At 44.1% G+C, this 26206-nt stretch carries 21 protein-coding genes, 1 tRNA gene and 1 rRNA gene; 8 read left to right on the top strand and 15 right to left on the bottom strand.

Annotated elements, in window-relative coordinates:
- Positions 1-208: 208 nt before the first annotated feature.
- The 9 genes from AAFX28_RS10325 to dusA form a co-directional block, all read right to left on the bottom strand.
- Positions 209-284 (bottom strand) — tRNA-Glu (locus tag AAFX28_RS10325).
- Positions 285-350: 66 nt separating this feature from the next.
- A 16S ribosomal RNA gene (locus tag AAFX28_RS10320) occupies positions 351-1903 on the bottom strand.
- A 565-nt stretch (positions 1904-2468) separates the two neighbouring features.
- Positions 2469-3245 (bottom strand): phosphoadenylyl-sulfate reductase, encoded by a 777-nt coding sequence (locus tag AAFX28_RS10315; protein ID WP_408687465.1) that lies wholly within the window; start codon positions 3243-3245, stop codon positions 2469-2471.
- On the bottom strand, positions 3238-4974 hold the full coding sequence (cysI, locus tag AAFX28_RS10310; protein WP_408687463.1) for an assimilatory sulfite reductase (NADPH) hemoprotein subunit: 1737 nt from the start codon (positions 4972-4974) through the stop codon (positions 3238-3240). Before cysI ends, AAFX28_RS10315 begins: the two co-directional genes overlap by 8 nt.
- The gene (locus AAFX28_RS10305; RefSeq protein WP_408687462.1) at positions 4974-6827 is read right to left on the bottom strand and encodes an assimilatory sulfite reductase (NADPH) flavoprotein subunit; all 1854 of its coding nucleotides are present in this window, start codon (positions 6825-6827) and stop codon (positions 4974-4976) included. Before AAFX28_RS10305 ends, cysI begins: the two co-directional genes overlap by 1 nt.
- 126 nt (positions 6828-6953) lie before the next feature.
- The gene (locus tag AAFX28_RS10300; protein WP_408687460.1) at positions 6954-7184 is read right to left on the bottom strand and encodes a hypothetical protein; all 231 of its coding nucleotides are present in this window, start codon (positions 7182-7184) and stop codon (positions 6954-6956) included.
- 150 nt (positions 7185-7334) lie between these two features.
- Entirely contained in the window at positions 7335-7997 is a 663-nt protein-coding gene (locus tag AAFX28_RS10295; protein ID WP_408687459.1) for a TIGR04219 family outer membrane beta-barrel protein, read from the bottom strand.
- A gap of 134 nt (positions 7998-8131) precedes the next feature.
- Positions 8132-8341: an envelope stress response protein PspG gene (gene pspG / locus AAFX28_RS10290; protein WP_408687457.1), complete on the bottom strand. Its 210-nt coding sequence runs from the start codon at positions 8339-8341 to the stop codon at positions 8132-8134.
- 161 nt (positions 8342-8502) lie between these two features.
- Positions 8503-9507, bottom strand: coding sequence for a tRNA dihydrouridine(20/20a) synthase DusA (gene dusA, locus AAFX28_RS10285; protein WP_408687456.1), 1005 nt, complete (start codon positions 9505-9507; stop codon positions 8503-8505).
- Between the two features lie 267 nt (positions 9508-9774).
- On the opposite strand from dusA, the gene AAFX28_RS10280 reads away from it, so the two are divergent.
- From AAFX28_RS10280 to AAFX28_RS10265, 4 genes are all read left to right on the top strand, one after another.
- The gene (locus AAFX28_RS10280) at positions 9775-10812 is read left to right on the top strand and encodes an HD domain-containing phosphohydrolase (protein ID WP_408687455.1); all 1038 of its coding nucleotides are present in this window, start codon (positions 9775-9777) and stop codon (positions 10810-10812) included.
- A gap of 20 nt (positions 10813-10832) precedes the next feature.
- Positions 10833-14432, top strand: a complete 3600-nt coding sequence (locus tag AAFX28_RS10275; protein ID WP_408687453.1) for a response regulator — start codon at positions 10833-10835, stop codon at positions 14430-14432.
- Between the two features lie 180 nt (positions 14433-14612).
- Entirely contained in the window at positions 14613-15077 is a 465-nt protein-coding gene (gene zur / locus AAFX28_RS10270) for a zinc uptake transcriptional repressor Zur (RefSeq protein ID WP_408687452.1), read from the top strand.
- Positions 15078-15094: 17 nt separating this feature from the next.
- Positions 15095-15556 carry a chemotaxis protein CheX gene (locus tag AAFX28_RS10265; protein WP_008072490.1) on the top strand — a complete coding sequence of 154 codons (462 nt, stop codon included), beginning with the start codon at positions 15095-15097 and terminating at the stop codon, positions 15554-15556.
- A 59-nt stretch (positions 15557-15615) separates the two neighbouring features.
- Here AAFX28_RS10265 and cysC read toward each other — a convergent pair whose 3' ends face one another.
- Genes cysC through cobA form a run of 5 tightly spaced genes read right to left on the bottom strand, consistent with a single transcriptional unit; the run spans position 15616 to position 21280 of the window.
- Positions 15616-16233, bottom strand: coding sequence for an adenylyl-sulfate kinase (gene cysC, locus AAFX28_RS10260; protein WP_408687450.1), 618 nt, complete (start codon positions 16231-16233; stop codon positions 15616-15618).
- Between the two features lie 12 nt (positions 16234-16245).
- On the bottom strand, positions 16246-17970 hold the full coding sequence (locus tag AAFX28_RS10255; protein ID WP_408687449.1) for an SLC13 family permease: 1725 nt from the start codon (positions 17968-17970) through the stop codon (positions 16246-16248).
- A gap of 27 nt (positions 17971-17997) precedes the next feature.
- Positions 17998-19425, bottom strand: a complete 1428-nt coding sequence (cysN, locus tag AAFX28_RS10250; protein ID WP_408687448.1) for a sulfate adenylyltransferase subunit CysN — start codon at positions 19423-19425, stop codon at positions 17998-18000.
- Positions 19426-19445: 20 nt separating this feature from the next.
- On the bottom strand, positions 19446-20396 hold the full coding sequence (gene cysD, locus AAFX28_RS10245; protein WP_408690855.1) for a sulfate adenylyltransferase subunit CysD: 951 nt from the start codon (positions 20394-20396) through the stop codon (positions 19446-19448).
- A gap of 14 nt (positions 20397-20410) precedes the next feature.
- Positions 20411-21280 carry a uroporphyrinogen-III C-methyltransferase gene (gene cobA / locus AAFX28_RS10240; RefSeq protein ID WP_408687447.1) on the bottom strand — a complete coding sequence of 290 codons (870 nt, stop codon included), beginning with the start codon at positions 21278-21280 and terminating at the stop codon, positions 20411-20413.
- Between the two features lie 272 nt (positions 21281-21552).
- Between cobA and cpdB the strand changes: the two genes are divergently transcribed.
- The 4 genes from cpdB (at position 21553) to AAFX28_RS10220 (ending at position 25662) form a co-directional block, all read left to right on the top strand.
- Entirely contained in the window at positions 21553-23532 is a 1980-nt protein-coding gene (cpdB, locus tag AAFX28_RS10235; RefSeq protein WP_408687445.1) for a 2',3'-cyclic-nucleotide 2'-phosphodiesterase, read from the top strand.
- 129 nt (positions 23533-23661) lie between these two features.
- Entirely contained in the window at positions 23662-24225 is a 564-nt protein-coding gene (locus AAFX28_RS10230) for a Crp/Fnr family transcriptional regulator (RefSeq protein ID WP_408687443.1), read from the top strand.
- Between the two features lie 68 nt (positions 24226-24293).
- On the top strand, positions 24294-24746 hold the full coding sequence (locus AAFX28_RS10225) for a GNAT family N-acetyltransferase (RefSeq protein ID WP_408687441.1): 453 nt from the start codon (positions 24294-24296) through the stop codon (positions 24744-24746).
- 1 nt (position 24747) lies between these two features.
- Complete coding sequence (locus AAFX28_RS10220; protein WP_408687440.1) at positions 24748-25662, top strand: DMT family transporter; 915 nt, start codon at positions 24748-24750, stop codon at positions 25660-25662.
- Here AAFX28_RS10220 and AAFX28_RS10215 read toward each other — a convergent pair.
- Positions 25608-26171 (bottom strand): LysM-like peptidoglycan-binding domain-containing protein, encoded by a 564-nt coding sequence (locus AAFX28_RS10215; RefSeq protein ID WP_408687438.1) that lies wholly within the window; start codon positions 26169-26171, stop codon positions 25608-25610. The two genes, AAFX28_RS10220 and AAFX28_RS10215, sit on opposite strands and share 55 nt — an antisense overlap.
- Positions 26172-26206: the final 35 nt, after the last annotated feature.

The following is a 26206-nucleotide window of genomic DNA, read 5'->3' as shown; positions in this document are numbered from 1 at the left end:
TTTATACATGTGCAGACTCGATTTTGCCGGACTCAAATTCCAAGAACACTTGAATGTGTTGTATTGGTGTTTGTCATAAAGACAAACATTGAGAACTTTACAATCAACAATAAATTGTTGATTTGTCAGCTTTCCAAATTGTTAAAGAGCTAATCACTTCCAAAGAAGTAACCATTTTTAAAAGCACTTAATCAAGTACGCTTAAAGATGGTATCCCGTAGGGGAGTCGAACCCCTGTTACCGCCGTGAAAGGGCGGTGTCCTAGGCCTCTAGACGAACGGGACACTAATAAAGGGCTCTTAATAAGACATATCAATCTGTGTGGACACTCATCGTGAATAATCATCGTATAAGGAGGTGATCCAGCCCCAGGTTCCCCTAGGGCTACCTTGTTACGACTTCACCCCAGTCATGAACCACAAAGTGGTGAGCGTCCCCCCGAAGGTTAAACTACCCACTTCTTTTGCAGCCCACTCCCATGGTGTGACGGGCGGTGTGTACAAGGCCCGGGAACGTATTCACCGTGGCATTCTGATCCACGATTACTAGCGATTCCGACTTCATGGAGTCGAGTTGCAGACTCCAATCCGGACTACGACGCACTTTTTGGGATTCGCTCACTATCGCTAGCTTGCTGCCCTCTGTATGCGCCATTGTAGCACGTGTGTAGCCCTACTCGTAAGGGCCATGATGACTTGACGTCGTCCCCACCTTCCTCCGGTTTATCACCGGCAGTCTCCCTGGAGTTCCCGACATTACTCGCTGGCAAACAAGGATAAGGGTTGCGCTCGTTGCGGGACTTAACCCAACATTTCACAACACGAGCTGACGACAGCCATGCAGCACCTGTCTCAGAGTTCCCGAAGGCACCAATCCATCTCTGGAAAGTTCTCTGGATGTCAAGAGTAGGTAAGGTTCTTCGCGTTGCATCGAATTAAACCACATGCTCCACCGCTTGTGCGGGCCCCCGTCAATTCATTTGAGTTTTAATCTTGCGACCGTACTCCCCAGGCGGTCTACTTAACGCGTTAGCTCCGAAAGCCACGGCTCAAGGCCACAACCTCCAAGTAGACATCGTTTACGGCGTGGACTACCAGGGTATCTAATCCTGTTTGCTCCCCACGCTTTCGCATCTGAGTGTCAGTATCTGTCCAGGGGGCCGCCTTCGCCACCGGTATTCCTTCAGATCTCTACGCATTTCACCGCTACACCTGAAATTCTACCCCCCTCTACAGTACTCTAGTCTGCCAGTTTCAAATGCAATTCCGAGGTTGAGCCCCGGGCTTTCACATCTGACTTAACAAACCACCTGCATGCGCTTTACGCCCAGTAATTCCGATTAACGCTCGCACCCTCCGTATTACCGCGGCTGCTGGCACGGAGTTAGCCGGTGCTTCTTCTGCAGCTAACGTCAAATGAGGCCGCTATTAACGACTCCACCTTCCTCACTGCTGAAAGTACTTTACAACCCGAAGGCCTTCTTCATACACGCGGCATGGCTGCATCAGGCTTGCGCCCATTGTGCAATATTCCCCACTGCTGCCTCCCGTAGGAGTCTGGACCGTGTCTCAGTTCCAGTGTGGCTGATCATCCTCTCAGACCAGCTAGGGATCGTCGCCTTGGTGAGCCCTTACCTCACCAACTAGCTAATCCCACCTGGGCATATCCTGACGCGAGAGGCCCGAAGGTCCCCCTCTTTGAGCCGAAGCTATTATGCGGTATTAGCCATCGTTTCCAATGGTTATCCCCCACATCAGGGCAATTTCCCAGGCATTACTCACCCGTCCGCCGCTCGACGCCGTTATCGTTCCCCGAAGGTTCAGATAACTCGTTTCCGCTCGACTTGCATGTGTTAGGCCTGCCGCCAGCGTTCAATCTGAGCCATGATCAAACTCTTCAATTTAAGATTTTGTCGGCTCAATGAATACTGAACATTACATAAAGTAATGTTTGAATTGACTGTGCTGAGTCTTTCGACTCGTTGGTCACTTCGTTTCATTGAAACCTAATTTGAAGCCGAAGCTTCTAATTGGATTATCATCAACGAGTGCCCACACAGATTGATAGGTCTATATTTTTAAAGAGCTTCTCTTCTTTGTGATTCGCATCACTTCGGAAGAGGCGGCCATTCTAGCGACTTAATTTTCAGTGTCAAACACTTTTTTAAGTTTTTCATAAAGCGTTTCCGCTTAGCTAGTCAACCTTGCCAACCTTGCTGAACCCTTGTGAGCTCTTGCCCTGTCGACGAGGAGGCATTATAGAGATCGCGCTCACATTGGCAAGCGTTATTTTGAAAAAATTGCAAAAATAACGCTTAACAGGCTAACTTTCACCCAAAGCCTTATTTATCCAACTTTACCCCTAACAAGTAAACACATTACCCACAAAGTTATCCACATTTGTGTTTTAAAAGCATAAAAAAGACCGCTTACGCGGCCTTTCTTTATTAAGAGGAAACTAACTAGAAGTCAGATTCCTGAACCATCTTGCTCTCTATCATCTTCATGGAGACCGCATTCACGCTTTAAGCCAAAGAAACGGGTTTCTTCTTCTGCCATACCCGGCTCCCATTTCTTAGTCGTGTGCGTGTCACCAACCGAAAGATAACCTTCGTCCCAAAGCGGGTGATACGATAAGCCGTTCTCTTCTAAATAGTAGTGAACGTCTTTATTACTCCAATCGATCACTGGAAGAAACTTAAACACTCCGTTTTGTACCGACAATATTGGCAAGTTTGTTCTCGACTTCGATTGCTCACGGCGTAACCCGGAAAACCATGTACCTGCTTCTAGTTCATCTAGAGCACGACGCATAGGTTCAACTTTATTGATCTTGTTGTACTTCTCTATGCCCTCTATACCTTGTTCCCACAACTTGCCATAACGAGCTTCTTGCCAATGAGCACTTTGAGCTGAACGATAAACTTTTAAGTTTAACGTTAATTGCTCACTAAGCTGATCAATAAAGCGGTAGGTTTCAGGAAATAGGTAGCCCGTATCCGTCAATATTACTGGGATGTCAGGTTTCTGTTGAGTAACTAGATGAAGCATTACCGCTGCTTGGATACCAAAACTAGACGATACAACAAACTGACCTTCTAAGTTTTCGAGTGCCCAAGCAACTCTTTGCTTAGCTGTTAGCTGCTCTAACTCTGCATTAATTTCTGCAAGACGGAGGATTTGCTCCGTCTTAGTTAATGAGAGCAGTTCTGCTAACTTCGGTTTGGAAGCGACAGAATCAAGCATGTAAGTCCCTCTTTGAAACTTTGACTTCTTGAATGATGCCAGCTCGGATTGCGAAATCACCAAATCCTTCGCCAGTTTCACGCTCTTTCGCCCAACGGCCAACGAGCTGATCAATTTCTTCAAGTATCTGTGTATCTGTGATGTTCTCTTTATACATCTTCGGAATACGCGTTCCCGCTCTATTACCGCCTAAATGTAGGTTGTAACGACCTGGAGCTTTACCTACCAAACCGATTTCGGCCAACATTGCACGACCACAACCATTTGGACAACCAGTGACACGTAGAATGATATTCTCTTCTTTTGGTAAACCGTGCTTTTCAAGAATACCTTCTACGTCAGTAACAAACTGAGGTAAGAAACGCTCCGCCTCTGCCATCGCCAATGGACACGTTGGGAATGCCACACACGCCATTGAGCTCTTACGCTGCTCACTTACACTGTCATCAATCAGACCGTGCTCACGGGCAATTTTCTCAATCTTGGCTTTTTGGCTTTTTGCTACGCCAGCAACAATGAGGTTTTGGTTTGCCGTCATGCGGAAATCACCCTTATGGATCTTGGCAATTTCAGCGACACCAGTTTTAAGTGGCTTACCAGGGAAGTCCAACAAGCGACCGTTTTCAATAAATAGAGCTAAGTGATGTTTACCATCAATGCCTTCTACCCAACCGATGCGATCACCACGGTCAGTAAACTCATATGGTCGGCTTTCACCAAACTTCACGTCAGCACGCTTTTCTACTTCCGCTTTAAATACGTCAATCCCAACACGATCTAATGTGTATTTAGTTTTTGCATTCTTACGATTCGAGCGATTACCCCAATCACGCTGAGTGGTTACCACCGCGGCCGCAACTTCTAACGTTTTATCTAATGGAACAAAACCAAAGTCATCAGCACGACGAGCATAAGTAGATGTATCACCGTGAGTCATAGCAAGTCCGCCACCCACTAAAACATTAAAGCCCACCAGCTTACCGTTCTCACCAATCGCAACGAAGTTCAGATCATTAGCATGAACATCAACATCATTTTGAGGAGGGATCACAACCGTCGTTTTGAACTTACGAGGCAAATAGGTTTTACCCAAGATAGGTTCGTCATCATCCGTCGTTTCGACCTTTTCGCCATCCAACCAAATTTCTGCATACGCTTTGGTTTTAGGTAATAGATGCTCACTGATTTTCTTGGCCCATTCATAAGCTTCTTGGTGCAACTCCGACTCAACTGGGTTAGTCGTACACAGCACGTTTCGGTTTACATCACCGGCTGTAGCAATTGAATCAATACCAATACTATTGAGCGTTTGGTGCATCAGCTTAATGTTTGGCTTAAGAACACCGTGAAACTGAAACGTTTGACGTGTTGTCAGACGAATACTTCCATAAAGCGAATGCTCTGTCGCAAACTTGTCGATCGCTAACCACTGCTGCGGTTTGATGATGCCACCTGGCATACGAGCACGGAGCATAACGTTATGCAGTGGTTCCAGCTTTTGCTTAGCACGTTCATTTCGAATATCACGGTCATCTTGCTGATACATACCGTGAAAACGGATCAACTGAAAGTTATCTGCCGTAAATCCACCGGTGATTCTATCTTGTAAGTTCTCTTCAATCGTACCGCGAAGAAAATTACTTTGCGTTTTAAGGCGCTCGTTATCAGACAGTTTTCCTAACTCTTCGCCTAATACAACCTGCTTATTATTCTCAGTAGAAAAAGTCATTAGTACACATCCCTTTGATAACGTTTCGCTTTACGTAGTTCGTTAATAAATTCTTCTGCATCGTCGCGAGACATTTTGCCTTGTTGCTCTGCGACAATAACCAATGCTTCGTGGACATCTTTCGCCATACGAGTGGCATCACCACACACATAAATGTATGCGCCTTCTTGAATCCACTGCCATACCTGCTCTGCATTTTCTAGAATACGGTGCTGCACATAGACTTTTTCAGATTGATCACGACTAAACGCTACATCTAAACGATTTAATAAACCTGACTTGAGATACTTTTGCCACTCAACTTGATATAGGAAGTCCTGTGTAAAGGTACGGTCACCAAAGAACAACCAGTTTTTGCCTTCGGCATCTCGGTTATCACGTTCTTGAATAAAGCTGCGGAATGGCGCAATGCCTGTGCCCGGACCAACCATGATGACTGGCGTATTATCATCTTGTGGTAATTTAAAGTTATTATTGTTCTCAACGAACACCTTAACTTCACCACCCTCTTCTAAGCGATGGGAAAGGAAACTTGAAGCGCCACCAAAACGTTTTTCATCTCCTTTATCGTATTCAACCAACCCAACCGTTAAATGAACTTCTTCATCGACTTCTGTTTGACTTGAAGCAATCGAGTAGAGACGAGGAGTTAAACGACGCAGTAGAGAAACAAGCTGCTCTGCTGATAATTTGGTTTTCTTTTCAGAAAGGACATCAACGACCTGGGTATTCCCCGCGTATTCGCGAAGCTTATCTTTGTCTTCCACCAGCTTCTCTAGCTTTTTACTGCCAGATAACTCTGCGAACTTAGTCACCAACTGTGGGTTAGCCGCAGTAATTTCATATTTACTCACTAGAGCACTATGAATAGAAAGGCTTTCACCATCCACTTCAATACTTTCTACACCAGAAAGGCCGACTTTATTGAGAATCGCATTTGCAAGTTCCGAGCTGTTTTCAAACCAAACACCTAATGCATCGCCTGGTTGATATGTCAGACCTGATTCGTCTAAGTCAATTTCGACGTGGCGAACATCCTTACCTGAGTCTCGTCCAGTGATTTTTTGGCTAGTTAGCAAAGTCGCGGTATATGGGTTCTGCTTATTATAAGGAGAATGTCCAGGTGCAGCTTGGCCAACAGGCAATTGCACTACTTCAGCTTCAGCGCCTGAAGATAGTGCTTCTTTTACTTTATCTAGTGCTTTAGCACGCCACTCCGCTGCTGGCGCTTCATAGTCAACATCAAGATCAATACGATCAATAAATGGTGTAGCACCTTGTTTTGATAAGAAAGCATCAAAGTCTTTGCCCGTTTGACAGAAAAACTCATAGCTTGAATCACCTAAACCAATCACGGCATATTGCAGATTTGGTAGCTTAGGTGCTTTCTTTGATTGCAAGAACTCGTGTAACTCAATGGCATTATCCGGTGCTTCACCTTCACCATTGGTCGATGCAACAAAGATTACATGAGTCTCTTTCGCAAGGTTCTTACCTTTATAATCGCTCGCATCGAAAAGCTCGACAGCGATACCTTGTGCTTTCGCTTCTTGCTCTAGCGCTTCGGCAACACCTTTCGCGTTACCTGTTTGAGAAGCAAAGATGATAGATAATTTACCTGTAGGCTTAGCTGCTACAGCCGCTGCTGCTTGATTAATTGGCGCTGATGCCGCCGCTGGTTGAGCCTGAGCTAAACCCCAGAAGTATCCACTGACCCATGCCAACTGCTGAGACGACAGATCCGTAACGGTCTGCTGTAATGAATTCAGCTGCTGATCATTCAGAGGTGCTGCGATTGACGGTAGTTCTTGTGGTGTGTTTCCTTGAGAGGACACATTCTTGTTTAAAGACATGGTCTCGACATCCCTATTCATTGCGTGATGATAGATTAACCACTCTCTTTAATAACAAGAAAGAATAGAAGTGAATGTTTTATAACTTTTTGAATTAAAGAACGGAGAAAGTTTACTCAATAAAAGCTATTTCGCTTCGACGCGAACTTGCTTAAACCCTACCGCCATTGCTGATTTTGAAGCGAGGTCGAGATCACCATAATGACACTCTTCACCATGAGAATCCGTAAGTAATACAAACCCACCACGGGCATGACGAAATTCAACAATCCAACTGCCCTCCTGAGCAGAAGGTTCAATAATGGCTTCAATGAGTTGCTGCTCTCGATAAAGATTTCGAAGTTCATTAATCGTCATGAGATTCCTTTCTCTGAGGCTAAATACACTGTTCCTTACTAAGCATGGTCAATCAGAAAAAAAATGCTAAATGAAATGACGAGATATAATTAATAGGTATAAAAAAACGCCGCTTTAGAAAGCGACGTTTTAATGAAATTGATACGACAATTAAAATGCGAATTCAGCACCTAGGAAAAAACCATTGGCAAAGATAAACGGTTTACCTAATTCTGAACCTTCATCCGGAGTGAAGGTTTCTTTTGATTCTAAGTCGATAACACGGTAGCCACCACGAATAGCTAGAGTATTCGAACCAAGTGGTAGGCGGTACTGCATGCCTGCCATTAGGTCAGTACTTTTAATGCCGTTGCTGTTACCGAAGTTCATTTCACCAATAACATCAAAGTTAGTGTTTGGTACCGTCAACTCAGCGTAGCCATACCAAGCCCAAATAGTTTCATCAAATGTTCTTTCATCTCTAGAAACCGCTTCAACATATTTAGTATTACCTAAATCACTAAAAGTAACACCCGCATCAAAGTGCATTAAATCATGCTCTAGGATTCGGTAGTAAAGCGTCAGATCCAGCTTATCAAATGCCATGTAATCAGCATCTACAGAACCGTAACGAATGCGCGCGTCAGGCACATACTTAATATCGTGCTCAATCGCTGCATAAATTGTTGGTGTTGTAGTGTCATCACGCTTAACTTCATTAACTTCAGTGCTCGGCCACCACATCTCTGCCCCTAACTTAGTCGTTAGTGATGATTCAGCGAAGGCTGATGTAGAAATAACAGCAGCTAATGCAGCAATGGTTTTCAAACCCATGAGGTGAACTCTCCAAATATTTGCGTCAAGCAGCATGACTAGACAAGCTGTTGATGGCTAGAATAAATATGACATTGCTCAAATTCTATCATATTCAATCCACTAGCCTGCAAAAATTTATTTCACCAAATATTTTATCTCGGTTGAGCGACATGATTTTTGAAAAACCAGATACCAACAGCGATAACAATCAACCAAGGGATTAGTTTGATTACCGCACCAATCATTCCGAGCAGTAACATAACAACCAAAGAAAAAGCCACGCCGGCTAATACTGTCACCATTGTCACACCCGTAACCAACAGTGTTGCGACAAATACCATAATAAAGATCAGTTCAAACATATGATTCTCCTTAGTTTTCACTAAACTTACTTTCATGATGTGTGCCAACAACCAACATCCATATAAAACATTGATAAATAACAAATAAAAAAGAGCGCCAAATATTAGCGCTCTTTTTAAATGATTGAATTGGTAAAATTCACCAATCTACATGGTATTTTTTACACATCGAGTTCTTTAGGGATCTTCGCTAGTGCTGCTTCAACCACTTCAATACCTGAACCCGGCTTGTGGGCATTTTCACTAATGTAGCGACGCCATTGACGTGCTCCTGGCATATTTTGAAATAGTCCTAGCATGTGACGAGTAATATGACCTAGGTAAGCACCTTGAGATAACTGCTTCTCAATATACGGGTACATCTCTTCAACCACTTGGGTGCGCTTCTTAATCGGCTTATCTAGGCCGAAAATCTGTTGGTCTACTTCCGCAAGAATGTATGGGTTTTGATACGCTTCACGGCCAACCATAACTCCATCTAAATGCTGCAGATGCTCTTTAGTTTCAGCCAGTGTTTTTACTCCACCATTTACTGCAATCACCAAATGCGAGAAGTCTTTCTTTAGCTGGTAGGCACGAGGGTAGTCTAGAGGCGGGATTTCTCGGTTCTCTTTAGGGCTTAAGCCAGATAACCAAGCTTTGCGCGCATGGATAGTAAATTGCTCACACCCACCTTTTTCTGACACTGTTGATACAAAGTCAGTTAGAAATTCATACGAGTCTTGGTCATCAATACCAATACGGGTTTTGACCGTCACTGGAAGGTCGACAACATCCTTCATTGCAGCGACACAATCAGCCACAAGTTGAGGCTCAGCCATCAAGCACGCACCAAATCGACCATTTTGAACACGGTCAGATGGGCAGCCTACATTGAGGTTGATTTCATCGTAGCCTCGCTCAGCCGCCAACTTGGCACATGTTGCTAAGTCTTGCGGATTCGAACCACCTAATTGAAGTGCTACTGGATGTTCTTCTTGGTTGTACGCTAAGAAATCACCTTTACCGTGAATGATTGCCCCTGTCGTCACCATCTCGGTATACAGCAATGTTTCACTGGTCAGTAAGCGATGGAAGTATCGACAATGACGATCTGTCCAATCAAGCATAGGTGCGATCGAAAAGCGCTGCATTGGAAATTGTTGTTTAGTTTCAGTGTTAGACACGAAGCTACCTCTACACAGTCAGTACCGCTCTATATAAAACGTCCATATTCCCGTTAGCGGCATCAGAAAATAATCGCGCGATTATACACCGCCATAAAGAAAGATTCAGAATAATTGAAACGAATAGAGAAATTCGATTCTTCTACGCAATTCACGTTCCACAGGACTTATTGATAACTATAAGAATTATTCAGTGCTCAATTTATAAAAAATAACTATCCTAAGAAGACACGACGTTAGTGAATATGCTGTAAAGGAACTGCTGCAATGCTCAAGGAACAGAACGATAAACCCGTAGTGCTGGTCGTTGATGATATCCCAGACAACATTCATACCCTGTCTGGTGTCCTATCTGGTGATTATAGAATTAAAGCCGCTACCTCTGGTGCGAAAGCGATTCAAATAGCCAATAGCAAACCTCAACCTCATCTTATCCTACTCGATATCATGATGCCTGAGATGGATGGGTACGAGGTTTGTACGCGTTTGAAATCAAGCCCAATGACAGCTGATATCCCCATCATTTTTGTTACCGCTAAAGCTGAAGTTATTGATGAGCAACGAGGGTTTGAAGTTGGTGGCGTTGATTACATCACTAAACCGATAAGTCCACCGATAGTCCAAGCGCGAGTCAAAACGCATATTGCTCTCTATGACCAAAACCTTTCACTTGCAAACCAGGTCCGTGAACGCACCGCCCAACTAGAGAGCAGTCGACTTGAGGTTATTCAGCGTTTAGGTCGCGCCGCTGAATACAAAGATAATGAGACGGGTATGCATGTTATCCGTATGAGTCACTACTCAAAAATTCTTGCTGAGCAGTTAGATGTGAGTAAGCGTTGGATAGAGCTCGTCTTTCAAGCCTCGCCAATGCATGACATCGGTAAAATAGGCATTCCCGATGCAGTGTTACGAAAACCGGGCAAACTCGATAAAGACGAATGGGAAGTGATGCAAACACACGTCAAGATTGGCGCCGATATCATCGACAATGGCGACTCCCTTCTATTGCAAATGGCACAAGAGATTGCCCTCTATCACCATGAGAAATGGGATGGTAGTGGCTACCCACATGGTTTGAAAGGAGAGGAGATCCCACTGAGTGCCCGAATTGTTGCTATTGCTGATGTGTTTGATGCGCTAACCAGTGAACGTCCTTACAAAAAAGCATGGCCAATAGAAAAAGCGGTTGCGTTATTAGAAGAGGAAGCAGGAACACACTTTGATCCAAACTTAGTGCCTATCTTCATCGCCCAATTAGATCAGCTCCTTGAAATCAAAGAGTCTTTCAAAGACGAATTCTAACTTTCCTAACTGAGGTTCGAATGGACTCCGTAAAAAATTATTCGCTCGATTCTAAACGCATTCTGATTGGTTTTATCCTCGCATCTTTATTGCTTCTTGGTGCAGGAAGCATGGGCTGGATGAGTTTAAACAACCGTTTTGACACGATTGATCACTATGCAACCAACGCTCAGCTACTCTCTACTCTTGATCGAATAAAAGTCTTAGAGCAAAGCTATATCCGCCTTCCAGAACCTCAGCTCAATAAACAAATGGCTGATCAGGTCGAACAAGCACAACAGCTGGCAGAGGTCGCTGTAATAAATGGCATCAACGCATCGACTTCTAATTCAATTGTTCAATACCACCAGCTGTTTGAGCGATTTACCGAGCTAAGCCAGCAGACAAGCTCGACTCGAGTTTCTCTATCTGAGATAGGAAACAAAACCGAGATCCTAGTCCAGAAGCTGCAAATGAACCACGAGCTGTTCATTGAGTCTGGTATTTCTGAGATAGACCAACTGCGCGCTAAAGTCGACCATGAGTCAGCTAATGCTATCCAGGCTCATTGGCTTGTGAGTCAAATAGCCAACTCGCAAGCGCTGCAAAAAACCTACATGGTGACCAATAAGCAAGAGACTCTTAATGAAGCGCAATTGGAGCTAAAAAAAGCTGAGAAATTAATCCGACAGCTAGAACAACAAACCACAGACCAACAATCACAGTCGATATTAGTTCTGATTAATAATGCTAAAAATCGTTATAGTTCGGCGTTGGTCCAATTGCGGAGTTGGAGTAATCTGTCCGAAGCGTTACAAGCCAATATCTCATCACAAATAGAGCGCTCCACGGGTGAATTACTTAGAGTCTCCATCAAACTCAGATCGCACTTGCAAGACAGATTGAAGATCAGTCAACAAGCGGTATCCAATCTACAAGCCGCAATCAGTGACAAGCTATCGATAAGCTCGAACCTTCTGCAGCTCCATACCGAAATAAACAGTGCTCAGCAAAGTGATAAAGACTATGCCATCACACAGCATGAAGAGTCTTTAGAAGCTCTAAAACAAAAAGTTCAAGGCCACCTCTCTACGGCGCTCGTATTACTTGAAGCTCTATACGAACAAGTCACCTCCCAAGATGAGCAACTGCAAATCAGCGCATTACAGCAGGCAACTGAAGACTACCTCGCTCTGTTCAATCAAGTGACGACTCTGCGCAGTGAAAAAAATCAGTTAGTGTCTGAACTGCAGCAAAGCCATCAAATGATTATCGACGGAATTTTACCGAGCTTCGAAACTCAGCTGATCGCGGTTGAAGACTCAGGCAATATCGCGACTAATTTGGCAGTAGGCGGGGGAATTTTCTTATTTACGCTGCTACTCCTTGGTTTGCTGGCAAACAAATCTCATTCTGCTCTAGAACGTTTTGCAGAGAAGTTAGCGATAGCGCGTGACGAAGCTAATTCAGCCAATAGCGCAAAATCAGACTTCTTAGCCAATATGAGTCACGAGATTCGCACACCAATGAACGCCATTATTGGTATGAGTTATCTTGCTCTTAAAACCGATCTGACCAAAGCGCAGCGCAACTATATTCACAAAGTCAAACTGTCTGCAGACTCTCTACTTGGCCTGATTAACGACATTCTCGATTTTTCTAAGATTGAGGCCGGTAAATTGGACATCGAAAATGTCGATTTTCACTTAGAAAATGTTCTCGACAATATTACCAACCTCGTAGGCCTTCGAGCATCAGAAAGAGGCTTGGAATTGCTGATTCATATTGAACGTGGCGTCCCTACCGCGTTGGTCGGTGACCCACTGCGTCTTGGTCAAGTTCTGATTAATCTCGCGAATAATGCTGTTAAGTTCACAGAGAAAGGCGAGATAAAAATCTCCGTCCGCGTTGCTGAAAGAGATGGTGATAATGTTGTGCTTGAGTTCAGTGTCGAAGACAGCGGTATCGGTATGACTGAAGAACAAACCGCTAAGCTCTTTAGCAAGTTTACCCAAGCTGATAGCTCAACAACCCGAAAATACGGTGGTACAGGGCTAGGGTTAGCCATTAGTAAAGAACTCAGCCAATTAATGGGCGGAGATATTCGAGTTGAGAGTGAGTTTGGCAAAGGATCGCGCTTCTCTTTCTCTATTACGACTCAAGTCAGCCATGCTCTCAAACAAGATGACATCTCCATGCCGGTCGAACTCGACAAATTAAACGTACTAGTCGTTGACGACAATGCCAGCGCAAGAATCATCGTTGAAGATATTTTGCAATCTCTTCAATTTGAAGCGAAGAGCGTCAGTAATGTCGATGACGCAATCGCAGAACTGGACCTTGCTATCCAAAAACAAAAACCGTATGACTTACTGATCTCTGATTGGCAGATGCCAGGTAAAGACGGGATTGACTTGGTCGAGCTAGTCTCAAGCAAGCTCAGTGATAACCACCAGCCAAAAGTTCTTATGTTAACCGCTTACGGGCGAGAAGAGCTTAATGACGCGTTTATTCATCGAGGCCTCCCTACTCCAAGTATCCTTGATAAACCTATCACCGCATCTCATTTATTTGATGCCATCATCGCTTTATATGGTGTCACCAATACGCGAGTCAGTCGTAGTGAAGCACAAGAGCAGCATCAATTGGCCAATGTTCAGCAGCTTGCAGGCGCACATTTACTGTTAGTAGAGGATAATGAAATAAACCAAGAGCTGGCAGTAGAACTATTAGAAGGTCAACAGATAAAAGTTACCGTCGCTGAGAATGGTCAAATTGCCGTAGACCTATACAAACGTCATGACTTTGATGGCATTTTGATGGATTGCCAAATGCCGGTTATGGACGGTTATGAAGCAACCCAGTTCATCAGACAAACACTTGATGACCCGATGATACCGATTATCGCCATGACAGCGAACGTCATGGAGCGCGACAAGCTCAAAGCACAAAATGCTGGAATGAATGACATTATTGCCAAACCTATCGACGTGGGCAGTATGTTTAGTACTTTGGCAAAATGGGTGACGCCTAAGGCGCCTCTAGCACCAACTAGTCAAACCTCATCATTACAAGAAACGATTCCAGAGATAGAAGGGATTGATATTAAATCTGGTCTTGCCCGTACTAGCGGTAATAGCCATCTGTATAAAAAACTACTCATGCGCTTTGCTGATACTTATTCCGATCGTACTGCCGTAAATAATACACTGACTAGCGATGACATAGAGACTCGTAAGAGAAATGCTCATTCACTAAAAGGGGTGGCCGGAAACATAGGCGCAGAAGCTGTCCACAAACTGAGTGCGCAACTAGAACAAGACCTCGACAATGATGCTGTTAGACAAGAGTTATTGAGCACGTTAGAGCAGTTAGTAGAGCGTATCGAAAATGAGTTACTGACTGTTCAAACTGCACCTCAAACTCAAGCATCACAAGAACACAACTATGAGCCAGATACTTACCAAAACCTCTTTAATGCGATTGAACAGAGTGACACATTTGCCGTCGAGCTCATTAATAATCTTGAATCAGGCATGCAGATTGGTTTGTCGAGTGGGGAGCTGTCGGCGCTGAGTAAAGCGTTGGAAGAATTTGATTTTGAGCGAGGATTAGAGATCTTAGCCACTGGCCAAAAGTGAGTTAACAGCAATTTGCACCAAGTAGGTATCGTTTTTTCTGTAGATAAGGTAACTTATACACCTTAAGTTACCCTTAGTTCTATTCACTACATTAATGAGTAACTTACTGACAAAGCTATTAGATATTACCAAATGAGGAACGATAAACCTCAATAAATGGTATATTATTAAAAATGTCCATTGGTAATGGTGAGAAGTTTGGACCTCCAGTTAGTAAAACAAATAGAAGAAATCTGCACTGCCCGTGGCGTAAGGCTCACCACTCAGCGAAAACGCGTGTTTGAACTGATTTGTGCCAGCCCGAAAGCGTTCAGTGCTTATGAGCTTTTAGAAGAATTAAAGCTGAGTGAACCTCAAGCAAAGCCACCCACAGTTTATCGTGCATTGGACTTTTTGCTCGAGCAAGGATTCATCCATCGCGTTGAATCGACCAATAGCTACATACAATGCTGTTCTTGTAATGCTCATAAACACTTTTCGCATCTATTGATCTGTGATAAATGCGGTAATGTTATTGAACTACAAGATGATAGTTTGGTAGCCTTGTTGGCAAATAATGCAGAAAAGCATGGCTTTACCATTAACAACCATGTGATTGAATCACACGGTATTTGTCAGTCATGTTCCTCTGACAAAGCGAACTAAAGATATAGAAGAAGATTATGCGCGCTGAATTTGTAAACCCGTTTTTAGCATCATTGATGAATGTTTTAAAAACGATGGCTTCACTGGAATTGAAGCCACAGAAACCTCGTGTAAAGAAAGATGAAATTGCACGTGGGGATGTTTCAGGTTTGATAGGGATGGTTGGCCCGCAAAGCCGTGGCTCTATGTCTATTACTTTTGATGAGAGTCTCGCTCTAGAAATCATGCAAAACATGCTAGGCGAACGCCCTAACGGTTTAAACGACGAAGTGACCGATATGGTTGGTGAAATTACCAACATGGTAACTGGTGGCGCTAAGCGTATCCTAGCTGAAAGTGGCTTTGATTTTGATATGGCAACACCTGTCGTTGTATCAGGTAAAGGTCATACCATTCGCCACAAATGTGAAGGTTCGATCATTATCATGCCGTTTTCATCTCAATGGGGTAACGCATTCATTGAGATTTGTTTCGAATAATCGAACACTGAGTTGAATCAGATATAAAAAACGCTTCCTAAGGAAGCGTTTTTTGTTTGTTAGCCAATGATGCCACGTTCTTTCAATACTGAAAGGCAATCGTCCACCAGCGCATCAATGTTCTTTTCACCCGCCAACAAGTCAATTTCTGGATTCAATGGGGTTTGATACTCAGAATCAATTCCTGTGAAGTTGGCAATTTCACCTGCACGTGCTTTTTTATACAACCCTTTAGGATCGCGCTGCTCGCACACATCCAACGAGGTATTCACAAACACTTCTAAAAACTCACCTTCTGGAAGCATTTCTCTCACCAGCTGTCTTTCTGCTCGGTGTGGCGAAATAAACGCAGACAGCACAATCAACCCTGCATCAGCCATCAACTTCGCAAGTTCACCAATACGGCGAATATTTTCACGGCGATCTTGTTCGGAAAACCCAAGGTCACTGCATAAGCCATGGCGAACGTTATCACCGTCTAAAAGATAGGTATGATAGCCTGACTCAGCAAGGCGCGTTTCAAGAGCACCAGCCACCGTAGATTTACCTGCGCCCGACAGCCCTGTAAACCAAAGCACTACAGGCTTCTGTTTTTTCAGTTGGGAACGAAAGGCTTTATCGATGGCATGTTGATGCCAAACCACATTGTCATCTTTTGCCGGTGTTTCCGTAGTCATAATTGCGTCCTTTTAAAACGGAAAGAAGAGAGGGATAAGTGTTAGCACCAATACGGAGTAAACAATAGAAAGAGGAATCCCTACTCGAACATAATCAGTTAATTTGTAATTCCCTACGCTATAAACCAGCAAGTTGGTTTGATAACCGTAAGGAGAAATAAAACTCGCGCTTGCACCAAATAGCACAGCCATAATAAATGGCATAGGATCCACCCCATAGCCAACCGCCATGCTGTAGCCAATTGGGAAAGCTAATGCGGCCGCCGCATTATTTGTCACAAGCTCAGTTAAAATCAGCGTTAACAAATACGTTGCAACCAATGCTCCAAACACACCCCAGCCGTTAAAGCCTTCAATGAACATTTGACCTAAGCTGACCGATAGACCGCTCGAAAGCATAAGCTGGGCAATAGAAAGAGCAGAGCCCACTATCACCACTATATCAACTGGGAAGCGGCGGCGAAGTTCACCAAGCTGAATAACTCCAGTAAATAATGACGCCAGCAAAAAGACTGAAAGCCCTTTAATGAGTGGCACCATATCTAACAGCGCAAGTGCGATGACACCGGCAAAGCCGACTAACACCATTGCGGATTTGTTCGCATCTAGTCGAGCACTCGAATCTAGGTCGTTAATTAGAACGAACTCTTTTCGGTGCGCTTGTCGCTCTTGTTCAAAGCGTTTACCCGGAACAAGGACCAAGGTATCACCTGCATTCAACGTGATATTACCTAGCCCACCTTCAAGACGTTCATGACCACGACGAATTGCCACCACAACGGCATCAAAGCGGTCACGAAATCGGCTCGATTTTAAGGTTTTATTGCAAAAGCTTGCCGATGAACTCACTACAACTTCAACAAACCCTTGTCCATTCAAGTGATGTTGACCAAACAGCGTCAAACCTTGAATTTCTTGAAGCGTTGCAACACTCTCGATATCACCACAGAACAACAGTCGATCGCGAGCTTGCAAGATAAAGTCGGGCTCTACCGATGGCATTGTTTCACCATCACGCACGACTTCCGCTAAGAACAACTTACGTAATGCTCGAAGATTATTTTCGCTGATACTACGCCCAACAAGAGGAGAGCCTGGCTCTACCCTTGCTTCTAAGAAATACGGTAGCTCATCTTGGCTTTGATCTTCATAGTTAGGCAATAGATAACTCAGCGGGATCAAGATCAATAGACCACCGACTAAAACAGACAAGCCGATCATTGTCGGAGCAAAAAAGCCCAAACTCGGTAGTCCGGCATCTTCCACAAAACTATTAATGATCAAGTTAGTGGACGTACCGATCAAAGTTAATGTTCCACCAAGGATCGCGGCGTATGAAAGCGGGATCAATAATTTCGAAGGAGCGTGCTGTTGATTGCGCTTAATGGCACTAATCAACGACACGACTACTGCAGTGTTATTGGTAAATGAGGATAGTAATGCGGTCGAAACACCGAGCTTTGCGACTACAGTGCCTAAACGACCGTTTGATAGTGAACGGCTCACCCAGCTAATTAGGCGAGTTTTTTCTAGTGCTGCGGATGCCAAGATCAGCAGCACTAGGGTTAACAAAGAAGAGTTAGTAAAGTTAGTCGCAACCTCGCCCAGCTCTATCATCCCTGCTAAAAACGCGATAAACGCTGCTCCAGCAAAGAGATAACTCGGCTTAATTCGCGTTGTCAGTAGGCAAGTCACTATGCCTAGTAAAATTGCCAACACAAATCCTTGTTGCCACATAACGCTTCCTTGTGAGTTTAGGAGTGACTATTTCAACAACTGGCTGATATCTTTCGCTTCCCAATGTGGGAAGTGCTTACGAACTAAAGCATTCAGCTCAAGTTCAAACGCTGAGATATCTGACACTTGTGTTTCAACATTCGATAGACTTTCTCGAACTAGGCCAGCACCAACAGTGACATTGGTTAGACGGTCAATGATGATGAAACCACCGGTATCTTGAGTTGTTAGGTACGTATCTAACGCGACTGATTCAGTTAGCGTCAGTTCACACAGACCAATGCCATTGAGAGGCAGTTCGACAGCGCTATGTGTCGACAAATTGTTGATGTCGTACTGGTGACGAATCGACTCAACACGACCTACTGTCTTTTTACCTGCAATCTTGACGTCATACTCACGACCAGTCTGCAAAGGCTGCTCCGTCATCCAAACCACGTCAGCAAGTAAATGGTTACTTGATTCAACCTGTGCATTCTCAAGTACAATCAAATCGCCACGGCTGATATCAATCTCATCTTCTAGCGTCAGTGTCACAGCAAGACCAGCTTGTGCCTGCTCAAGGTCACCATCAAACGTAACGATACGCGCGACTTTAGATGTCTTGCCTGAAGGTAGTGCTTTCACTTCATCACCAACTTTCACAGTGCCTGAAGCAATCGTGCCAGCAAAACCACGGAAATCGAGGTTTGGTCGATTAACGTACTGAACAGGGAAACGGAACTCGCCCACTTCTTTGTCTTGGTCCACATCAACTGTCTCTAAAATATCGAGTAGCGATGGACCATCGAACCAGCTCATCTTAGGGCTAGCCTCGACTACGTTATCCCCTTCTAGCGCCGATAGCGGTAGGATCTGGATATTAGTTTCACCTTGTAGATTTTCAGAAAACTCCAAATACTCATCACGGATCTGTTCAAAACGTTCTTGTGAGTAATCAACAAGATCCATTTTGTTTACTGCGACAACAAAGTGTTTTAAGCCTAATAGGTTTGAAATGAACGAGTGACGACGAGTCTGATCAAGTACACCTTTACGGGCATCAATCAAGATCACCGCAAGATCACAAGTCGATGCACCTGTCGCCATGTTACGAGTGTACTGCTCATGTCCTGGAGTATCCGCAATGATGAACTTACGTTTTTGGGTTGAGAAGTAACGGTAAGCCACGTCAATGGTAATACCCTGTTCACGCTCCGCTTGTAAGCCATCAACCAGCAAGGCTAGGTCTGGACGCTCACCCGTTGTACCAACACGTTGGCTGTCGTTGTGAACCGCTGCTAACTGATCTTCATAAATTTGCTTTGAGTCATGCAGTAAGCGACCGATAAGTGTACTTTTACCATCATCTACCGAACCACAAGTTAGGAATCTAAGTAGTGATTTGTATTGGTGTTGTTTTAGGTATCCTTCAATACCAAGCTCTTCGAGTTGAGCTTCAACTGCGCTATTCATGTTCTGTCCTTAGATCCTAATTAGAAATAACCTTGGCGTTTCTTGAGCTCCATCGATCCAGACTGATCGTGGTCGATCGCTCGCCCTTGTCTTTCACTTGAAGTCGCAACTAGCATTTCTTCAATAATGCCCGTGAGCGTATCTGCTTCTGACTCAATCGCACCAGTAAGTGGATAGCAACCAAGAGTACGGAAACGCACACTTTTCTCTTCAATCTTTTCACCCGGCTGCAATTCCATACGGTCATCATCCACCATGATCAGCATGCCATCGCGCTCCACTACTGGACGCTTGTCTGCAAGGTACAGAGGGACGATTTCAATATTCTCTAGATAGATGTATTGCCAGATATCGAGCTCTGTCCAGTTCGACAATGGGAACACACGGATGCTTTCACCTTTGTTGATCTGTCCGTTGTATGTCTTCCATAACTCAGGACGCTGATTCTTAGGGTCCCAGGTATGGTTCTTGTCACGGAAAGAGTACACACGTTCTTTTGCGCGCGACTTTTCTTCGTCACGGCGAGCACCACCAAATGCAGCGTCAAAGCCGTACTTGTTCAGAGCTTGCTTTAGGCCTTGTGTTTTCATGATGTCAGTATGTTTAGACGAGCCGTGAACAAACGGGCTACACCCCATCGCTAGACCTTCTGGGTTCTTATGAACCAAAAGCTCAAAGCCATACTTTTCCGCTGTGCGATCGCGGAACTCTATCATCTCTTTAAACTTCCAATCCGTATCGACGTGAAGAAGTGGAAATGGAATCTTGCCAGGGTAAAAAGCTTTACGCGCAAGATGCAGCATGACAGATGAGTCTTTACCGATTGAGTACATCATCACTGGGTTATCAAACTCAGCGGCGACTTCACGAATAATGTGAATACTCTCCGCTTCTAGCTGTTTGAGGTGGGTTAAACGTTCTTGATCCATGTTAGTTGCTTCCTTTACAGCTCTATCTGAGCGTTTGGCTATTCTAAATAATGGCGTTAGGCTGATTGACGCTGAGCGACAGGTTCTTCTGCATGTGGGTTAAACCACGCGAGTTTCTCTGACAAGTTAACCACTTCACCAATCACAATAAGTGACGGCGACTGAGCGTCTTTAGCAAGGTCAGCAAGTTCGGCAAGCTGACCCTTGAAAACTTTTTGTTGCTTGTGAGTACCACGTTCAATAATGGCAATAGGTGTGTCAGGTTGACGGCCATGCTCAATCAGTTGGCTTTGAATGTACTCTGACTTCATTAAGCCCATGTAGATCACTAAGGTCTGATTGCCACGAGCAAGCGTTGACCAATCCATCTGATCGCTTTCCGCTTTCAAATGGCCGGTAATAAACATTGCAGATTGTGCGTAGTCACGATGAGTAAGAGGTATGCCAGCATAAGCCGTTGCTCCTGCTGCAGCGGTAATACCAGGGACAACGTGGAACGACACCCCAGCGTCTGCAAGCACTTCCAGTTCTTCACCACCACGGCCAAAAATAAATGGATCGCCACCTTTGATGCGAGCGACACGATGGCCTTGCTGTGCAAAATCGAGAAGAAGTTGATTGGTTTTTTCTTGCGGAACACTATGGTGACCAGCCCGTTTGCCGACACAAACTAAAATGGTGTCGCTTGGTACTAGCGCCATGATTTCGTCCGAAACAAGGTAGTCATAGAGAACAACATCAGCTTGTTGCAGAAAACGAATCGCTTTAAGTGTTAAAAGTTCAACATCACCAGGGCCTGCGCCAATCAGTGCAACTTCACCTTGCCCCAATAGACTTTGCCCAAGGGCATTGAGATCCTTTTGATTGCTGCGCTGTGCGTGCTGATTGCTCAATGGGAATTGAGAGATCGTATCCTTGCTCGCCATAATGTCACCCTTTCCGTATCTATGTTTGGCATTATGGCGTTCAAGTTATATTACCGGAAATTCTAAAATTTCATTTTTTATTACTTAAAATGATAAGTGTATTTATAAACAGTATGTCGTTTGATTGATTAATTTTAAATTCTTATACTTAGCGCCAAGTTTCGGCCTATAAAGCCGAAAGGGTTCACACTTTCGTGTTCCGAATTAATTCGTTTGCATAGTAATTTGTTACATTACGCAACAAATCTCTTCTACCCTAATTGGAGCTTTCCATGAAATCGGCAATGAAACCTTTATCAATCGCAGTAATCGCAGGTCTTGGCCTAGCGACGCTATCTGGTTGTACGACTACTCCAGATACTGACGAAGTAATCAAACTACGTGTTGTTGAAACAACAGATATTCATACAAACCTAATGGATTACGATTACTACAAAGACAAGCCAAGCCAAAAGATCGGTCTTGCTCGTACTGCAACACTCGTTAAAGAAGCTCGTGCTGAAGTAACAAACAGTGTTCTTGTTGATAATGGTGACTTGCTGCAAGGTAGCCCAATGGGTGACTACATGGCAGACAAAGGCATAGAAGCTGGCGAAGTTCACCCAGCGTACAAAGCGATGAACCAGCTAAACTACGATGCTGGTAACATTGGTAACCACGAATTCAACTACGGCCTAGAATTCCTAGCTGAATCTATCAATGATGCAGAGTTCCCTTACATCAGTGCAAACGTATTTGATGCTGAAACAGGTGAGCACTACTTCAAGCCATACATCATCAAAACGCACACATTTAAAGATACTGCGGGCGTAGAGCATGAAGTAAAAGTGGGTTACATCGGCTTTGTTCCACCACAAATCATGATTTGGGATAAGAAGAACCTTGAGGGTAAAGTTACCGCTCGTGACATTAAAGAAACAGCAGAAGAACTGATTCCTCAAATGAAGGAAGAAGGCGCGGAAGTGATTGTTGCTATCCCGCACTCTGGTGTCTCAATGGACCCGTACAAGCAAGGTGAAGAGAATTCAACTTACTACCTATCAGAAGTTGAAGGTATCGATGCTATTGCATTTGGTCACTCGCATGCGGTATTCCCTGGTAAGGGCTTTGACAACATGCAAGGTATCGACAACGAAAACGGTACAATCAATGGCGTAGCTGCTGTAATGCCAGGCCGTTGGGGTAGTCACGTTGGTATCATGGATCTAACTCTGGTTCAAAAAGACGGTAAGTGGGAAGTAGAAAAAGGCCAATCTGAAGCTCGTCCTATCTACAGCAAAACAGAGAAGAAATCTCTGGCAGACGCGGATGCTGGTATCGTTAAAGCACTAGAAGCTGACCACAAAGGTACACGTGACTTCGTTAACCAACCAATTGGTAAAGCAAACGATGTGATGTACAGCTTCCTAGCACTTGTTCAAGACGATCCAACAGTACAAATCGTCAACCTAGCTCAAAAAGATTACGTTGAGCGTTTCATCCAAGGTGACCCTGATCTAGCTGATATCCCTGTTCTTTCTGCTGCTGCACCATTTAAAGCGGGCGGCCGTAAGAATGACCCTGCAAACTTTACTGAAGTTGAGTCTGGTCAGCTAACGTTCCGTAACGCCGCTGACCTTTACTTGTACCCGAATACGCTAGTAGCGATGAAAGTAACAGGTAAAGAAGTAAAAGAGTGGCTAGAGTGTACTGCAGGCCAGTTCAAGCAAATTGACGTGAACAGCACGGCTCCTCAACAGCTTATTGATTGGGATGGTTTCCGTACTTACAACTTCGATGTTATCGATGGCGTGAACTACCAGATCGATGTTACTCAGCCAGCAAAATACGATGGTAACTGTAAAGTTATTAACGAAGGTTCTGAGCGTATCGTAGGCCTAACTTACCAAGGTAAGCCTATCGAAATGAATCAAGACTTCATTATTGCAACTAACAACTACCGTGCATACAGCAACAAGTTCCCTGGCACTGGTTCTGAGTTCGTTGCGTTCGATTCTCCAGATGAAAACCGTTCAGTTATCGCTGCATACATTTCTCGCGTAAGCCAAGAGAAAGGTGAAGTAACACCAAGCGCAGATAACAACTGGACATTCGCACCAATCAAATCGGACAAGAAGCTAGACATCCGTTTTGAAACTTCACCAAGTGAAAAAGCTGCGAAGTTCATCGAAGAGAAAGGTCAGTACCCAATGAAACGTGTCGCGACAGATGATGTTGGCTTTGGTGTTTACCAAATCGACCTTCAGAAATAATCTGACTCGCTAAACGATTTAAAGCCGCAGTTTCGATTGCGGCTTTTTTATACCCAACTTTTCAAACTCGCACCCTACCATTGATTTAAGCTACACTCTGGCTATCACTTTTATCGGTTAATGAACTCCATGCTCGACGCATTTCAACACCAATTGGCTAACAATGGTTTTACTCCGCAGGAAATTAAACAACTCTCCGATACAGCAAAGTTTATCGAACTGCCCACTCGTCATATTTTGCTTCATCAAGGGGAAATCGCATCTGAGATACACTTTTTGACAGAGGGAATTTGCCATTCAGCCTATTTAACCGATAAAGGTAAAGAGTTCAGTAAAGAGTTCTACTGGGAAAATGATTGGATCATAGGTTTCGAAAGCCTCATTAAGCAGCAACCCTCACCGTATTTACTCGAATCTCTGACTCCTTGCTCAATTCTATCTCTGCCAATTGAAACTTTACGTCAATGGCGCAAGGAAAAGCACAGTATCTACCTAAAGCTATTAGAAACTCAGCTGATGTATAAAGAGAACAAAGAGCGCTTTATGTTGCTTTATAGTCCAGAAGAACGATACGAGCTATTTTGCCAACACTACCCTGAGTTACTAGAACGCCTGAATGACTACCAAGTCGCTGCTTACTTAGGGATTACTCCTATTAGTTTAAGTCGGATCAAAAACCGTCAGCAAAGTTAACAATTGTTAATGCAGCTCTGGTAGTGACTTGCTAGATTCGCTTTATCAATCACTTAAGACGAAATAGTATGATCACTTGGCAACTTGTTCCTTTTTCAGAACTCAACACAAATCAGCTCTATCAACTTATCAAGCTAAGAGTCGACGTATTTGTTGTTGAACAAACCTGTCCATACCCTGAGCTTGATGACAAAGATCACCAACAAGGGGTTCACCATTTACTTGGCTACCAAGGTGAAGAACTGGTCGCTTGCGCTCGATTACTTCCTGTCGGACTAAGCTACCCGTCGGTCAGTATTGGCAGAGTTGCGACATTAGAGAGTAAACGTGGTGGAGGATTAGGGCACAAGCTTTTAAAGCAAGCGCTACTTGGATGTGAATCTCTATGGCCCGGAGAAAACATTGAAATTGGTGCTCAAGAGCATTTAGCTCAGTTCTACAGTAAGCATGGCTTCGTACAGACTTCAGAGATGTATCTTGAAGACGATATTCCCCATATCGACATGATACTGGAAAAGTAGCGTGATCCGTTCGGCTACCTACTCTGCAATCCTTCTTTTAGTGATTGGTAATTTGGCTGCTTCGTTGTCAGATGTTGCAGTAAAATTACTCAACGGAGAGGTGTCGACATTTCAGTATATTTTTATTCGCCAGTTACTTTCTACTATCGTCATTGCGCCATTTTGGTTACGACAAAGTAAAGATAAAAGGTCATTAATAAGCCCTAAACTCAATCTGTTGCGTGCGCACCTGATAATCATAGGCAGCGGCTGCATGGTGGTTGCTATCACTCACCTAACTTTAGCCACAGCCAATGCCGTATTTTATGCCGCACCGTTAGTCATGCTGCCACTGTCTGCGCTATTACTAAAAGAAAAGCCAAATACCAGAAGAGTCGCAGCAACGCTGTTTGGTTTTGTTGGGGTGATGGTGGTTTTAAGACCATCAGAGTTTCATTGGGCCGCGATTTTTGCACTTGGAACAACACTGACTCTGGCGTTGTTTAATATTACCGCTCGGAAGCTGCCAGCAAAGCAGAGCGTCATTAGCACACTGTTTTGGACATCACTTCTATCATTACCAGTATCCGCCTTGCTAGCGGCTCTTCACTGGTCACCAATATCACTGAATAAGGTAATGCTTATCTTAGGCAGCGCAGGATTAATTTTGGCTTATAACGGGCTTGCGGTAATGGCTTATCAACGCGCGCCTGCAAACAATATTGCGATTGCAGAGAACTCTGGCTTAGTCTTTGTTGCACTATTTGGAGTTGTTTGGTTTAACGAGGTGCCTGATTGGCTAACAGCATTAGGGATAGCTATGATTGTTCTGCCCCTAATGCCGTGGAAGGTGCTTATCGACGGGATGAAAAGAAATAGTAGTTACTTACTTCGGCCAAAACCACCATCGGACAGCCGGAAAAACATCACAGACTGATTGTTTTTCTCAAGTTGAAGAATGTCGAGTTGACCATTATCTTCCAGTTTAAAGCGCACAAGTTGGCCTTGCTTGATTCGACTCAATGGCTTATCTGAACCCTCTACTTTTACTAAGGCATTTAAGTCTGACATCGCTAAACCATTATTTCGGAAGACTTGTGCCAATGTATCGCCACTTTTGACCTCGTACTCTTTCCAAGTATTGGATGTTAGCGATTTCTGCTGAGCACTCTTCTGTTCACTTAAGCTACGGGTGTTAATGTTTACTTCTACACGTTGAGAAGAAACCACAGCTTCCTGTTCAGCCTTAGGCTCTGGAAGGGGAATCACAAGCAATATGAACAACAAGGGCACCAATACCATCAACGCTCGCTGATGCAATTTCGGCAGCATGTTCCACTTGGCAAGTACGCGCTCTTTCAGCTCTTGCCAATTAACCGAGTGAACCTTCTGTTTCGCTAATTCAACGTAGTCCACTTGCTGTTTCTTTTTCTTTCTGCGATTCATCGCACCTTCTCTCTAAACGGGCTGCTCTACCAGTA

Origin of the sequence: Vibrio sp. TBV020, assembly GCF_046056895.1 — a bacterium.
Classification (GTDB): domain Bacteria; phylum Pseudomonadota; class Gammaproteobacteria; order Enterobacterales; family Vibrionaceae; genus Vibrio.
This window is presented reverse-complemented; position numbering and strand designations above follow the sequence as displayed.